This window comes from Sanguibacteroides sp. AM78-02pH3A (genome assembly GCF_027666085.1).
Taxonomy (GTDB): domain Bacteria; phylum Bacteroidota; class Bacteroidia; order Bacteroidales; family Marinifilaceae; genus Gabonibacter; species Gabonibacter massiliensis.
On the sequence record NZ_JAQEHX010000010.1, the window covers coordinates 71,958 to 86,439 of the forward strand.

The 14,482-nt window shown below is 43.1% G+C and carries 9 protein-coding genes; 6 read left to right on the plus strand and 3 right to left on the minus strand.

Annotated features, from left to right (window positions below; all coding sequences use genetic code 11):
• Positions 1 to 7: 7 nt before the first annotated feature.
• Both PGR74_RS12500 and PGR74_RS12505 read left to right on the plus strand, forming a co-directional pair.
• Positions 8 to 1,879: an ABC-F family ATP-binding cassette domain-containing protein gene (locus PGR74_RS12500; RefSeq protein WP_041504582.1), complete on the plus strand. Its 1,872-nt coding sequence runs from the start codon at positions 8 to 10 to the stop codon at positions 1,877 to 1,879.
• Positions 1,880 to 2,113: 234 nt separating this feature from the next.
• Entirely contained in the window at positions 2,114 to 3,241 is a 1,128-nt protein-coding gene (locus tag PGR74_RS12505) for a mechanosensitive ion channel family protein (RefSeq protein WP_235375115.1), read from the plus strand.
• Between the two features lie 125 nt (positions 3,242 to 3,366).
• Here the strand turns inward: PGR74_RS12505 and PGR74_RS12510 are convergent, their stop codons facing one another.
• From PGR74_RS12510 to PGR74_RS12520, 3 genes are read right to left on the minus strand one after another with little or no spacing between them, the layout of a single operon-like run.
• On the minus strand, positions 3,367 to 4,695 hold the full coding sequence (locus PGR74_RS12510; RefSeq protein WP_270517284.1) for a sensor histidine kinase: 1,329 nt from the start codon (positions 4,693 to 4,695) through the stop codon (positions 3,367 to 3,369).
• A gap of 4 nt (positions 4,696 to 4,699) precedes the next feature.
• The gene (locus PGR74_RS12515) at positions 4,700 to 6,064 is read right to left on the minus strand and encodes a sigma-54-dependent transcriptional regulator (RefSeq protein WP_041504617.1); all 1,365 of its coding nucleotides are present in this window, start codon (positions 6,062 to 6,064) and stop codon (positions 4,700 to 4,702) included.
• 20 nt (positions 6,065 to 6,084) lie between these two features.
• Positions 6,085 to 6,780: an ABC transporter ATP-binding protein gene (locus PGR74_RS12520; RefSeq protein ID WP_041504585.1), complete on the minus strand. Its 696-nt coding sequence runs from the start codon at positions 6,778 to 6,780 to the stop codon at positions 6,085 to 6,087.
• A gap of 243 nt (positions 6,781 to 7,023) precedes the next feature.
• Here PGR74_RS12520 and PGR74_RS12525 point away from each other — a divergent pair, with 243 nt between their 5' ends.
• From PGR74_RS12525 to PGR74_RS12540, 4 genes are read left to right on the plus strand one after another with little or no spacing between them, the layout of a single operon-like run.
• A complete protein-coding gene (locus tag PGR74_RS12525) occupies positions 7,024 to 8,406 on the plus strand; it encodes a TolC family protein (protein ID WP_041504586.1) in 1,383 nt (460 codons plus the stop codon).
• A 17-nt stretch (positions 8,407 to 8,423) separates the two neighbouring features.
• On the plus strand, positions 8,424 to 9,674 hold the full coding sequence (locus PGR74_RS12530) for an efflux RND transporter periplasmic adaptor subunit (RefSeq protein ID WP_041504587.1): 1,251 nt from the start codon (positions 8,424 to 8,426) through the stop codon (positions 9,672 to 9,674).
• A gap of 56 nt (positions 9,675 to 9,730) precedes the next feature.
• Positions 9,731 to 12,106: an ABC transporter permease gene (locus PGR74_RS12535; RefSeq protein WP_041504588.1), complete on the plus strand. Its 2,376-nt coding sequence runs from the start codon at positions 9,731 to 9,733 to the stop codon at positions 12,104 to 12,106.
• Positions 12,107 to 12,122: 16 nt separating this feature from the next.
• Complete coding sequence (locus tag PGR74_RS12540; RefSeq protein WP_041504589.1) at positions 12,123 to 14,468, plus strand: ABC transporter permease; 2,346 nt, start codon at positions 12,123 to 12,125, stop codon at positions 14,466 to 14,468.
• Positions 14,469 to 14,482: the final 14 nt, after the last annotated feature.

Consider the following 14,482-nt stretch of genomic DNA (forward strand, 5'->3'; position numbering starts at 1 on the left):
GTTACTCATGATTAGTTTTTTACAAGTAAATAATTTAAGCAAACGTTTCGGCGAACAACCTCTATTCGAAAACCTCTCTTTTGGTATCGGCAAAAACCAAAAAGTTGCTTTAATCGCTAAAAACGGCATGGGTAAATCCACTATGCTAAAAATCATTGCCGGGAAAGAGATCGCAGATGCCGGCACGATTATCTTCCGCAACGATATTACGGTCGGTTATTTAGAACAAGATCCCCAGCTGGAACCCGAGAACAACGTGTTCGAGGAGGTCTTCAATTCGGACTCTCCTTTATTGAAAGCGATAAGAAATTACGAAGAAGCCGTAACCAATAACGATTCTGAAGCCATAGAGGAACTAATCCCGCAAATGGATGCGTTAGCCGCATGGGATTACGAGACACAGGTAAAACAAATACTTTCCGAACTTAAGATAAACAAGTATAATCAACGCATCAAAGAGCTCTCCGGCGGACAGAAAAAACGAGTCGGCTTAGCGAAGATACTGATCAGCAATCCCGATTTCCTAATCTTAGACGAGCCTACCAATCATTTAGACGTGGAGATGACCGAATGGTTGGAGAGCTACCTGGAAAAATCGAAAGTAACCCTGTTAATGGTCACCCACGATCGTTACTTTCTGGATCGAGTATGCGACCTGATTATAGAAATCGACGATTTCGGCCTTTACGCGTACAACGGCAATTACTCCTATTATCTTGAAAAAAGAGAAGAACGTATCGATGCCCGAAACGCTTCCATCGATAAAGCTAAAAACTTGCTCCGAACGGAGCAGGAATGGATGCGCAGGATGCCGCAGGCCCGAAGCCATAAAGCACAATACCGAATAGATAATTTTTACAAGCTGAAAGAGGTCGCCGATCAACATACCGAACAACAACAACTGGAACTCGATATTCGAGGAAAACGGCTGGGTAAAAAAATCCTGGAATTGGAACATGTCGACAAAAGCTACGGGGATCTTTGCATTCTAAAAGATTTCTCTTACAAATTCGTTCGAGGAGAAAAAATCGGAATTATCGGAAAAAACGGCATCGGCAAGTCGACATTTTTAAATATCATCACACAAACGACTAAACCGGACTCCGGACAAATTGAAATCGGAGAAACCGTCGTTTATGGCTATTACAAACAATCCGGAATCACCTTCAAAGAAAACGATCGTCCGATCGATATCGTCAAAAACATCTCTGAAAAAATAGATTTGGGCAATGGCCGAATCATGACGGCCTCCCAGTTCCTGGAATATTTTCTATTTTCCGATAAACTACAGTACTCTCCGGTCTACAAATTAAGCGGAGGAGAAAAACGTCGTCTCTACTTGCTAACCGTATTGATGGGTAATCCGAATTTTCTCATACTCGACGAACCAACAAACGATTTGGATATCGTAACTTTAAACGTTTTGGAAGAATACCTGAAAGCCTTTCAAGGATGCCTGATCATTGTTTCACACGATCGTTTTTTCACCGACAAAGTAGTAGACCGGGTATTTGCATTCGAAGGCAACGGTATAGTTAAAGACTTTCCCGGCAATTACACCCAATACAAAAATAAAAAAGAGGAGGAAGAACTGCTCCAGAAACAGGAAGCGAAAAAGAGCGTTCCTAATGCAAAAACCGTCGACCGGGAAAAAGAGAAAAAACGTAAACTCACGTTTAGCGAAAAGAAAGAGATGGAACAACTGGAGATCGCTATGGACCAACTGAATGCAGAAAAAGCAGAACTGGAAACAGCATTAAATACCGGAAAACTAACCACGGATGAACTGATCAAATTCTCTCAACGCATTTCGGAGATTATAAACCTATTGGACGAAAAAGAGATGCGCTGGTTGGAACTCAGCGAAATACCCAATTAGTAAGATTTTCCCCATCAAGGGGCTTCCGACATCATCTCTATTTCAAAGGATTCGTTGTGCAAAAATTCCTTTTTAATATTTTTAGAAAAAAAATATTACATTTGTCCGTTGTGCAACAAAAACTCACGTTAATTGAAATAGGTCATGGAATACATCCCAACGATTTTACAACATTTCGGTATTTACTCGGAAAGTATCACTAAACTAATACAATTTCTTATTCAAGCCTTTATTATGGGATTAATTGGATGGTTCGTCTACATTATATCCAAAAAATGGCTGGCTAAAATCATCCTGAAGATCGTACATCGCACGGCAACTCAATGGGATGACCTATTACTGGACCAACACTTTTTCAATCGCTTGGCATTATTAATCGTTCCGGTCGTCATTCAGTTGATTTCCACTCAAATCGGATGGGAATATGCCGATATCATAAACCGCCTGATAAACGTGTGGGTTGTCATCTCCATTTTATTGGTATTATCCTCTATCATGGACGGGATCAATCGCATATACGAAAGTTATCCCATGGCTCGAAACCGTCCGATTAAAGTCTTTATTCAGGTCATCAAGATATTTTTCTACAGCATGGCCACCATCATTATTATCAGCATATTACTAAATAAATCACCACAAGCTCTACTCGTGGGATTAAGCGCCTTTGCCGCCGTACTGATGCTGATCTTCAAAGATTCCATCCTCGGATTCGTGGCCGGCGTTCAGCTGATTGCCAACCGGATGGTTCGCATTGGAGACTGGATCGTTATGCCCAGCCATAATACGGACGGCGAAGTCTTGGAGATTAACCTGACCACGGTAAAAGTACAGAACTGGGACAAAACCATATCCACCATCCCGACTTATAAATTAGTTTCGGAATCCTTTACGAATTGGAGAGGCATGGAAGAATCCAAAGGACGAAGAATCAAACGTTCCGTGAACATCGATATTTACTCTATCCATTATTTGAGCAAAGAAGAGTTAAACACCCTGAAACAATCCCAGTTACTGAAATCCTACATAGAGAAAAAAGAGGCCGAACTTGCCGTTCATAATGCCAACCGTCATAATCTTCTGGACGAAAGACGCCTGACCAATATCGGCACGTTCCGGGAATACATGGAGTCATGGATCAACGCCAACCCGGACATCAACATAGAAATGACGCATATGGTACGCCAACTTCAACCGGGTCCGACGGGAGTCCCCCTCGAGATTTACTGTTTTTCCGCCAAACAGAGTTGGGTGGAGTACGAACGGGTACAATCGGATCTTTTCGACCACCTGTTTGCCATACTTCCGCTATTCAATCTGAAAGTATTTCAGTACCCCGGTAAATTAGACTACCCGGCAAACTAAGTCAGAATTTTTTCCGGAAACAAACATAAACAGAGAGATACCGATATGTTTTATTGAGAACAATCGACACCGGATATCGGACGGGAAAAATCCCGCGGCCGATAACGTGAAACGGATAAAATTATTTAAAGCGTAAGGGTAAAAGTCGTCTCTCTACCGTATATGGAATTAACCTTTATATTTCCACCGTGAACCCGCATGATTTGCCGGGCGACACTTAAACCGACACCGGAGCCTTCCGTTTTCGTCGTGAAAAAAGGGACAAAGATTTCATTCATGACTTCCGGTTTTATTCCCGGTCCGTTATCCTTAATCTTAATCCACGCACATCCCTCTTCTCCTTTTCCCGCCGACACGAGAATACGCCCGTCGGAGCGTTCCCTCAAAGCATAAAAGGCATTCTTCAGCAAATTTAACACCACCTGTCCCAACAGATTCGGATCCGCATATATTCTCAAACCTTCGGGTTGAATCGTAACCTCCAGCCTAACGGCTGAAAAATTAATCTCCATACTACATAAAATAACCATGCGATGGATAAATTCGTTCAAATCGACCAACTCTTTTTCCGGTTTCGGGATCCGCGTAAATTTACGATAGGATTCCACGAAAGAGATCAGTCCTTTCCCGGTCTCCCCAATCACTTGCAAACCGTTCATGGTATTGCGTTTTAACTCTTCGTCCGGCATCTCTCCTTCCCGATACAAAGATAACAAGGTATCGCTCAAGGAAGTCACCGGTGCGATGGAGTTCATGATTTCATGAGAAAGTACCCGGATCAAACGGATCCAGGAATCGATCTCCTTCTCATCCAACTCGTTCTCTATATCATTTATAACCAATAGCATGATCGGTTTATCACGCAATACGATTCGGCTTGAACGAACCAACAGCTGAATTCTCCCCCGTTCCGTAGTATATGCTACTCTCCGGCTCTCTCCCGGCTGAATATTCCGGAAAAGTTCCTGCAAATCCCAAGAGACCTTATGCAATTGATCGATATGGGTAAACACCTCCAAACCGATCAATTTTAAGGCCACTCGATTGCAATCGGTAACAAACCCCTCTTTATCCATCACCACGATCCCGGAACTGACACTGTTAATAATCAACTCATAAAACTTTTCACGTTGTTGTACCTCCAACCGGGTATTTTGCAAAATATCCTTCATCCGGTTCAACATGACATTCAACATACGCTCCGAAGGCAAGCCCTCTCTCTCCGGGAAATGAATGGTAAAATCATCGTTCTCCAAAGAACCGAAAAAATAAGTCAACTTACGATTAACATGGTTTATTGAATTAAATATCGAAACGACACACAACACCATCAATCCGGTTACAAATGCCGCCCCGACATAACTCTTTTCCGATATTAAAATATACGTCCCGACGCTGGAGATCAACGCTATCAGCAAATAAAAAAACAGACGAAAAGAGTAATACCGGGACATTCCGTTACAAGTTAAATTTTTTTATCTTATTGTATAATGTCTGTCGGGTAATCCCTAACTGTACGGCTACCGTCGATAAATTACCGTCGTTGCGTTCGATTGCCCGACGAATCATCTCTCTCTCCATCTCCTCCAAAGTAGAAACCGTGTTCTCGAGCTGATCCGTCGTAGGTTTAAACAAAAAATCTTCCGGACGTAATCCCTCTTCGTCACACATAATTACCGCTTTTTCAATAGCGTGTTGTAACTCTCTCACGTTTCCGGGCCAAGCATAATTCAACAAACGAGCCTTGGTTTCTTCCAGCAGATACAATCCCCGTTTACCGTATTTGGCCTCGTATTTCCGCAAAAAGAAATCGGACAATAAAAGGATATCCTCCCCCCGTTCCCGCAAAGGAGGAACCACGATATGAATCGTGTTGATCCGGTATAAAAGATCTTCCCGAAACAACCCTTTTTCCACCATCTCCTGCAAATTACTATTTGTGGCACAAATCAACCGGATATCGACATCTATCGGTTTATTGGAGCCCACCCGGGTGATCTTTCTGCCCTGTATGGCCGCCAGTAATTTCGATTGCAAGGCATAGGAGAGATTACCGATCTCATCTAAAAACAACGTCCCTTTATGCGCCGCCTCGAATTTACCGGAACGATCTTCGCAGGCATCCGTGAAGGCACCTTTTACATGACCAAACAACTCGCTTTCAAACAAGGTTTCCGTGACGGCTCCCATATCCACGGAGATCATTACCTCCTCTTTTCGATTCGACAAAGCATGCAGTTCCTTGGCGATCATCTCCTTACCCGTTCCGTTCTCTCCGGTAATCAATACATTGGCATCCGTGGCCGCAACTTTCACGATCAGATCGTGTACCCGCCGCATGACCGGAGAATCTCCCCATACTCTCTCTTGGTCTCCGTCCAACTGACGTTTCAATACCCCCTCCTTCTCCCGAAGTTGTTTCACCTCCTGCCGGGTTTGGTTCAACCGATAGGCAGCCAATAACGTCGCCACCAACTTGGCGTTATCCCAAGGCTTGACCACAAAATCAGTAGCGCCTTCTTTCACCGCCTTCACGGCCAATTCAATATCCGCATACGCGGTGAATAAGACCACCGGCAAATCCGGAAGTCGTCTTTTAATCTCCGTCAACCAATACAAGCCTTCGTTTCCGCTATTTATTCCGGCAGTAAAATTCATATCCAATAAAACGACATCCACATTTTCACTCTCTAATATAGAAAGAATCCGGTTTGGGTTACTAGTAGGAATTACTTTTCGGAACACCCCCGCCAACAACATCTCGATTGCCGTCAAAACTCCTTTATTATCATCTACAACTAATATCGTTCCCTGCTTGGTCATATCCATAATTTTACATCACATTACGCTTCCGTATTCTCCATTCTATTTGCCGTTTCGGTGACGACCTGACCGTCGAAAAGATTTACCACCCGATGAGCGTAGGATGCATCGTGCTGGGAGTGGGTCACCATAATAATAGTCGTTCCTTCCCGGTTCAATTCGGTTAGCAGATTCATAACCTCCGCCCCGTTTTTGGAATCCAGATTACCGGTAGGCTCATCGGCCAGAATCAACTTCGGATCGGCAACCACGGCACGGGCAATAGCTACCCGCTGTTGTTGTCCTCCCGACAACTGCTGGGGAAAATGTTTGGCCCTATGGCTGATATTCATTCGCTTTAAAATAGTCGTTACCAGCTCTTTTTTCTCCGAACTTTTCTTTTTCAAATAGATCAAAGGCAGTTCTACATTTTCATAAACATTCAATTCATCGATCAGGTTAAAACTTTGAAATACAAAACCGATATTTCCTTTACGTACCTTGGTTCTATCTTTTTCCTTAAAATGTCCCACCTCCTGGCCGTTAAAATAATAATTTCCCTCCGTAGGATTATCCAACAAACCGATAATATTCAATAACGTTGATTTACCGCATCCGGAAGGACCCATGATGGCAACAAATTCTCCCTCTTTCACATGAAGAGAAACTTTATTTAAAGCGGTCGTCTCTACCTCCTCGGTACGAAAAACCTTACTTAAATTCTCAATCTTTATCATATACATTTACTTACGAATAAAACATATTCGAAAGATTACCATAAGCATGCCAAAACAGACATATACCTTATTATCAATACATTAACTTACGAGTGATTCTCCCGAGTGTAAAAAAAATAGACAGCACTGTCCTATTTTTTTACAGGACGACATCTCCCATGAAAATATATACTTCTGATTATAAATACGTTACATCTATGGCATAAGTTTAGCATCAGGGAGGACAAAATAAAACAAAAAAATATGATTCTGAAATTATACCTCTTGTTATTCCTCTGCTTTCTGTTAAAAACTTACAGAATGGAAGCTCAAACCGTAAAATGGAATCTTCAGGAATGCATTAATTACGGAGTGGAACACAGTCTAACGATGCAACAAAAAAAACTACAAAACGATAACAATCGTCTGGAAGTAAGGGATGCCGTTTTAAACCTGCTCCCCTCCGTAAGCGGCATATCCCCGGGATTAAGTTATAGCTTCGGAAGAGGTATTGATCCCGAAACCAACACTTACGTAAATACCCGTTACATGTCGTTCGGCGGTTTCGGATTCGGAACCGGAATAACGGTTTTTGCAGGATTTAGCGGTATTAATCGGATAAAAATCGCTAAAATAAGCCGTCTGATGGGACTGAAAGAGACAGAGAACCAAGCCAATCAAATCGCGATCCAGATCATGCATGCTTTTTTCAACTACCTCTACATGAAAGAAGAGGTGCATATCACGGAAGAACAAGTCGAAAACTACCGGATGCGATTGAAAAAAATAGAACGGGAATGCGATTTAGGCAAAAAACCGAAAAGCGATCTTTACGAGATGCAGGCACAACAAGCTTCTATGGAGTTTTTACTGGAATCTTCCCAGAATAACCTTCAAAATGCACTGGTTAACCTGAAATATCTGATGAATTATGAAGAAGAGGATGAGTTTATGGTAGACACTCTTTCATTTGAAGATTTTTCCCTCGAACAACACCGTTTTGATATCGATGATATCTATCACAAAGCCATGGAGGAACTTCCGGAAATCACCATCGCTAAATATTCTGTCCGTACAGCTAAATTAAATCTGATGACGGCACAAGCTAACCTCTATCCCTCCATAAGCATGGGGGGAAGCATCTCTTTCGGGAGCTATTCAGATCATGTAAGTGAATCTTTCTGGAATCAGATCTTCGACCGGAACAGAATAGGAAAAGGTTTTAGTATCAGTATGAGCATTCCTTTCTATTCTGGCTTAAGCAAACGTTCCGGACTAAGAAAAGCCAAGAATTCGTTAACGGCTACGGAAATTCAGTTTCTTCAAACCCAAAGAGAATTGTACAACGAGATCCAAAAAGCGTTGCAGGAATTGGAATCTTGTGCTCAGCGCTACCGGATATCCCTCCAACGGGAAAAGTTTTCAACCCTTTCGCAAAGTGCCGCTCAAAAACGATACGAACAAGGCCTGATCACGATCATCGATCTTAACAACACTTCCAACAATCAATTAGAAGCCAGATCGGAAGTACAGAAGAGTAAATTCAATTATATCATGCAAAAAAAGATGATCGATTTTTACCGGGGGATTCCATTACAAACCCAAGTGACCTCCCCCGATAATTTTAATTTTCGCAATTACAAATAATAGGAAACAAATACATCATGGACAGACCCATTGAACAAAAAAAAGGTTTAAAGAAAAAACATATACCTTACCTGGCCGGAGTCGTTTTTATACTGCTATTTATCGGTTGGTCCATATTCGGGAACCACCAATCCAGTCTGAGAGTGGATAAGGACAAAGCCACCGTTGAGGAGGTTACGCGCGGAGTATTCAACGATTATATCCGTATTATGGGAAACGTGGAACCCCTTAACTTTTCACAACTCACAGCCATTGAAGGCGGAAGAGTGAAAGAGCAGTTTAAAGAAGCCGGAGAGATGGTAAAAGCCGGGGAGATCATTCTCCGCTTAGAGAACCAAAGCCTCGAAACCGAAATACTGAATAACGAGGCCGGATTCGTGGAAGAACAGAACAATACCCAAAATGCCCTTTTGGATTTGGAAAAAGAAACCCTCAACCTACAACAGGAACGCCTGAACACGGAATTGGATACCGAACGGAAAAAAAGAAAATATTTACAAAACGAACAGCTTTACAAAGAAGACCTGATTGCCAAAGAGGAATACCTCATCGCCAAAGAAGATTATGAATTTGCTATTAAAAGTCAGCAATTGATTTCGGAAAAACAAGCCAAGGACTCCATCCGACGCCACAGGCAGGCCATTATCATGCAAAACAAACTGGAAAACAGAAAACGTAATCTGATATTGACCCGGGAACGGTATGCCCAATTGGAAGTATGTGCCCCTATCGACGGGCAACTCGGAGAACTGAGTATCGAAATCGGACAATACATCAGCTCCGGTACGCAAATCGGAAAAATAAACGTTTTAGGCAAATATAAGGTAACCGCTCTGATCGACGAACATTACATCGACCGGGTACGCAAAAATTTGGAAGCTACCCTGGAACGACAGGGGAAAGATTTCAACATGAAGGTAATAAAAGTATACCCCGACGTAAAAGAGGGGCAATTCAAAACCGACTTGGAATTCACGGAAGAGATCCCGGATAACATCCGGACAGGACAGACATATCATATCAATTTACAATTAGGAGCTTCCGACGAATCGATATTGATTCCCCGGGGAAGCTTTTACCAAAGTACCGGCGGACAATGGATATACGTGCTTACGCCCGATGGTAAAGAGGCCTACCGACGGAAAATCAAAATAGGGAAACAAAATCCCAGGTATTATCAGGTTCTGGAAGGAATTCAGCCCGGTGAAAAAGTGATCACGTCCGGCTACGAAATGTACGGGGATAACGAAAGACTGATCTTTAAATAAAAAAAATCTTTTTATACATTGCATTCAAATAAACCGTAAAAAGAAATCCGTTTCCCATGAATCAGCTCAAATTCATATTTCGAAAACTACTCCGCAACAAAAGCTACACCTTAATTAATTTGTCGGGATTGGCCATTGCCTTTACAGCCGCCCTATTGATCTTCAAACACATCAGCAGGGAATGGGAAAGCGACCGTTTTTACCCCGGTACGAAAAAGATTTATCGCGTAACCCATAACGATCAAAATTCCCCTCAATGGTCCGGCCGGACCTATGGTATCATCGGTCCCTATGCTAAAAAGGAGATTCCGGGGATAGAAAACTACGTACGGTGTTTCTTTCCTCAATCCCTCGGTATTCAACCGGAAGGAGACACGGAGATATTCCTTGAATCAGCTTGCATGTACGCCGATCTTTCGCTTTTCGATCTATTCCATTTTCCTATTTTGACGGGAGATGCTCATATCCCCGATGTCTCCAACTGGGCGATACTCTCCTCCCGAAAAGCAGAACAATATTTCGGGACACAAAACCCGATCGGAAGAATCATTCGAGCCAAATATACTTACCGGGAAGATTCGGGTAAAGAGTTCCAGATCATTGCCGTAATGGACAATCTTCCCCCTACCTCCTCCATTCAAGCAGATATCATCCTATCCCCCGTACACGAGAAAGATATATTTGAGAGATGGGGTGTCATCGGGACTCATCTCTTTCTGCAACTGGACGATCAGGCTGATCCAGCGGAGATCGAAAAAGCGATTCCCCTGCTGACTGCCAAACATTTTCCCGCGGGAACCCTCGGCAACGAAGCGTTTAAACTTCAACCGTTCCGGGAGATCTATTTTCATTCCGGCCATATCGTTCCCGATAATATGCTCAGAGGCTCTTGGCTTTTCACTCTCCTACTATGCGGCATTACCCTATTGATTCTGTTTTTAGCCGCCTCCAATTATATCATGATCAAAACAGCACAATTCCAACAAAAGGAGATCGCCGGATTCGCTTTACAGAAGTGTTTCGGAGCCGGTTCCAACACGTTTAAGAGGCAATTGTCCGTAGAAATCGGGCTACAAATTCTTATTGCTTTCGGGATCGCTATCGGGGCTGGCAACCTGCTTCATCCTGTTATTAACCGTATATTATCGCCCCATCATCCCTACGCTTTCACGTTCACCGGAAAAGAAACGATTTTGTTTCTTCTCATAATTGCAATTGCAGCCGGGATGATCGGGTCATTTTTATTCTTTTACATCAGGAACAGACTGGAAAGGAACGGACTCTACCGTTCCCTCCGGTCCGCTCCACCGCATTCGAGCTTAAAACAGGTACTGACGATAACCCAAATGGCTATATTCTGTGCCCTATTGTTCTCCTCTACTGTCATTTACAGTCAAATGGACTACATTAAAAATAAAAATTTAGGGTATAGCACTCAAAATACGCTCCATTTCCTGATACCCAATCGCATCGGTTTATGTAAGGAAGAACTTTTGCGGAACCCGGATATCGTAACCGTCAGCAACGGAGAATCCCTACCCATATCCCCTTCGTTCTACATAGACCTTTATCCCGAAAATAAACCCGATCATCAAATAAAAATACAAACCCTTATCGGGGATAAAGACTATCTTTCTATTTACCGAATCAAGCTAAGCGAGGGACGTATGCCTCAGGAACTCTCTACCGAATACGACCCCGACAATCCCAATTCTTATTACGGGGAAGTTATCGTGAACAAAGCTTTGGTACAAACACTGAACCTGCATTCCCCGCAAGATGCTATCATAAATCTGTACGATACACGTGTCAAGATAGTCGGAATAACGGAAAATTTCCACTTTAATCCCTTGTACCAACCCATTCAACCCGTTGTTATATATAACGGCCTGTACATGCGAAGTATGAATCTGATTGTCCGTTACCAACCCGGTAAACGTCAGGAAGTCATTGATTATATAAAACAAGTATATACCCGGATCTATCCCGGCACTCTTTTCAGTTACCATGAATACGCGGATTCCGATTTTTATGACAAAGACATAGCGACCGTCAAAATAATTACGATTTTCACGATCATCGCTATCCTAATCGGAGGTATGGGAATTTTCTCCTTTTCGACATTTGTGGCTAAAACAAAAAGAAAAGAGATCGCTCTGAGAAAAATAAACGGGGCTTCCGAATCCCGTATCACCCGAGAATTAAACCGGAATTTCATGAAAAAAACACTGACGGCTTGCACCTTAAGCATACCGATCGCCTATATCCTGTCGAACAAGTGGTTGGAGGGTTTCGCCTACAAAACGGAAATTTCCGGATGGATCTTTATCTTTGTTCCGGGAATCGTTGCCTTGATCGTACTCGGAGTGACTACCTGGCAAATCAGGAAGGCCGCCCGGACCAATCCGGTAGAGGTATTAAAAAACGAATAACCTAAACTGTACAGCCATGCGAAAAACAAGCATCAAGATTATACTCAGAGGATGGAAACAAAACAAAATATACACGTTCATATCCATCGTCAGCCTTATCGTCGGATTGACGGCAAGTATGCTGCTTGCAGGATTTGTCATGCATGAATACCGGATTGCCCAAGCTATCCCGGCAAGTGAAAAATGTTACCTCATCCAAACAAAAGAAGAAATATCCTATAACACTCTTTTTTCGGGAGAGATCGCCGATTACCTGCAAAGAAGTTATCCGGAGATCAAATCCCATGCTGTTTTTCGAAACGAACCCGTCAACCTCTTTCCGGGAAAAACAGAGATTCCTTACGAACAGGCTTACTCCGTGATACCCGAGACCGTAGATTTTTTTCATTTTAGAATGTTGTCCGGAGACCTGAAATCCACTCTCGCCCATGAAAATGAAATAGCCGTTACCCGCTCTTTCGCCCGGAAGTACCTCGAAAAAGAAAATCCCGTCGGGAAAACGCTACGACTTACCCGCTATACGATTAAAAATATAGAAGGCAAAATAACTTATATTCCGGTAGAAGAGGAATTCCGTATCACCGCGGTCATCGACGACCGTCAAAAGACATTCCTCTCCTTCGGGATATTATGGGGCATTGCCGAAAATAAAATCAACGAAGCTCAGGGATCGAGTCAATTCTACGCTTTCGTTAAACTAAACGAATCGGTCAACCCGCAAACCTTTCAGCAAAAAATCAGTCAGGATACCCTGATTCAAAATTTAAATGCCAACAGGGGTAAGGTCGTATTAAAACCGAGCAATCAACTCTACTTCTCGGAAAAATCTTATCTCTACTATAATGAGCTGATCGATAAACGGGATCCGACATTCATCTACACGAGCCTGAGTGTCGCCCTTCTTATCCTGATCGTATCCTGCTTCAACTATATCAACATCTATATGACCCGCACGTTCAAACAATTACAAAATACCAGTATCCAACTGGTACTCGGGGAATCGAAAAACGGCATTTACAAGCAATTGATCGGAGAATCTGCCATGCTCACCCTTCTCTCTTCGGGTATCGCCCTGATGCTTATTTACAGGTTACTCCCCATCTTCGACAGTTTTGTCCAAAGCGATATGCAAATATTGGACTTCCTATCCGGACAAACCCCGTTGATATTGCTTTTTCTGCTAACGGTGATTATATTCATCCCCGTCATTTACATCGGTTTTAAACTGAAGAACAGCCTGTTAAGTCCTATTTTAAAACGAAAACTCTCACGACGGAACCGACTGACCCGGGACATTGTTATCGTACAGTTCTCCCTCTCCATTATTCTGTTTATTCTAATGTTTAATATCCGAAACCAAATGAACTATATCGTTCACAGCCGCCCCCATTCGGAAGAGATTATAGCGTTATACGGGGGAGTTTTTTTTCTGGAAAAAGGAGAATTCCGGAACTTCAAGGAACAACTCCATGCCCTACCGGAAATCCTGAATATTACAGGTTCGGCCATGCATCAGAATTTTACCTATTCTCGAAAAGATACCATCATCAACATAACCGACGCCGACGATTCATTTTTCGAATGCTATGATATTCCACTCGCGGAAGGAAAAGGATTTTCCCCGGGCCCCCAAGCCTACCACGAGGCCATCGTGAACGAATCTTTTGTCCGGAAAATGGGATGGCCGACTCCCATCGGGAAAACTTTCACCTATGATTACAATGAAAGGTATACAATTATCGGGGTCATTGCCGACTATGCCACGAATAAATTCACCGAAGGCATCAAACCCATGCTGATCCGCTATTCACCCGACGGTTCCGGCCGCCTTACCATCCGGATAAAAAAAGGTTCCCGGGAAGTAACCGAAACCAAACTTCGGGAATTATGGCAAAGCAACTACCCGGCTTTCCCTCCACTCCTCACGCAGAGCATGAAAGAGATGTACCTGGAGTTTCATCAGGAAGAAGTCCGGATCATGGAAACCCTTACGGTTTTCTCTTGGCTAAGCATCCTACTGAGTGCCCTCGGTCTCTTCGGACTGGCGTGGTTCTCCGTGGAGAGCCGACAAAAGGAGATCGGATTAAGAAAAATCAACGGAGCTACCGAAAATCAGATCGTTATATTACTATGCCGGAAATTCATAAAATGGATTCTGATCGCTTACGCAATCGCTATCCCCATCGGTTACTACTTTTCAGAGCAATGGCTCACCCGATTTATTTATAAATCTTCCCTCTCGCCAGGAGCCTTTATCATGGCCGGGATCTCCGCCTTGGCAATCGGCCTGTTAACGGTAATTTGGCAAACCGTCAACGCCGCACGGGAAAATCCGGTAAATGTCCTAAAGGGGAACGAGTAAAAGCTCTCGTCTAA

Bases quoted from the DNA above. Each gene is read 5' to 3' on its own strand.
- PGR74_RS12500 (WP_041504582.1), top strand. From the start codon at position 8: ATGATTAGTTTTTTACAAGTAAATAATTTAAGCAAACGTTTCGGCGAA.
- PGR74_RS12505 (WP_235375115.1), top strand. From the start codon at position 2,114: ATGGGATTAATTGGATGGTTCGTCTACATTATATCCAAAAAATGGCTG.
- PGR74_RS12510 (WP_270517284.1), bottom strand. From the start codon at position 4,695: ATGTCCCGGTATTACTCTTTTCGTCTGTTTTTTTATTTGCTGATAGCG.
- PGR74_RS12515 (WP_041504617.1), bottom strand. From the start codon at position 6,064: ATGACCAAGCAGGGAACGATATTAGTTGTAGATGATAATAAAGGAGTT.
- PGR74_RS12520 (WP_041504585.1), bottom strand. From the start codon at position 6,780: ATGATAAAGATTGAGAATTTAAGTAAGGTTTTTCGTACCGAGGAGGTA.
- PGR74_RS12525 (WP_041504586.1), top strand. From the start codon at position 7,024: ATGATTCTGAAATTATACCTCTTGTTATTCCTCTGCTTTCTGTTAAAA.
- PGR74_RS12530 (WP_041504587.1), top strand. From the start codon at position 8,424: ATGGACAGACCCATTGAACAAAAAAAAGGTTTAAAGAAAAAACATATA.
- PGR74_RS12535 (WP_041504588.1), top strand. From the start codon at position 9,731: ATGAATCAGCTCAAATTCATATTTCGAAAACTACTCCGCAACAAAAGC.
- PGR74_RS12540 (WP_041504589.1), top strand. From the start codon at position 12,123: ATGCGAAAAACAAGCATCAAGATTATACTCAGAGGATGGAAACAAAAC.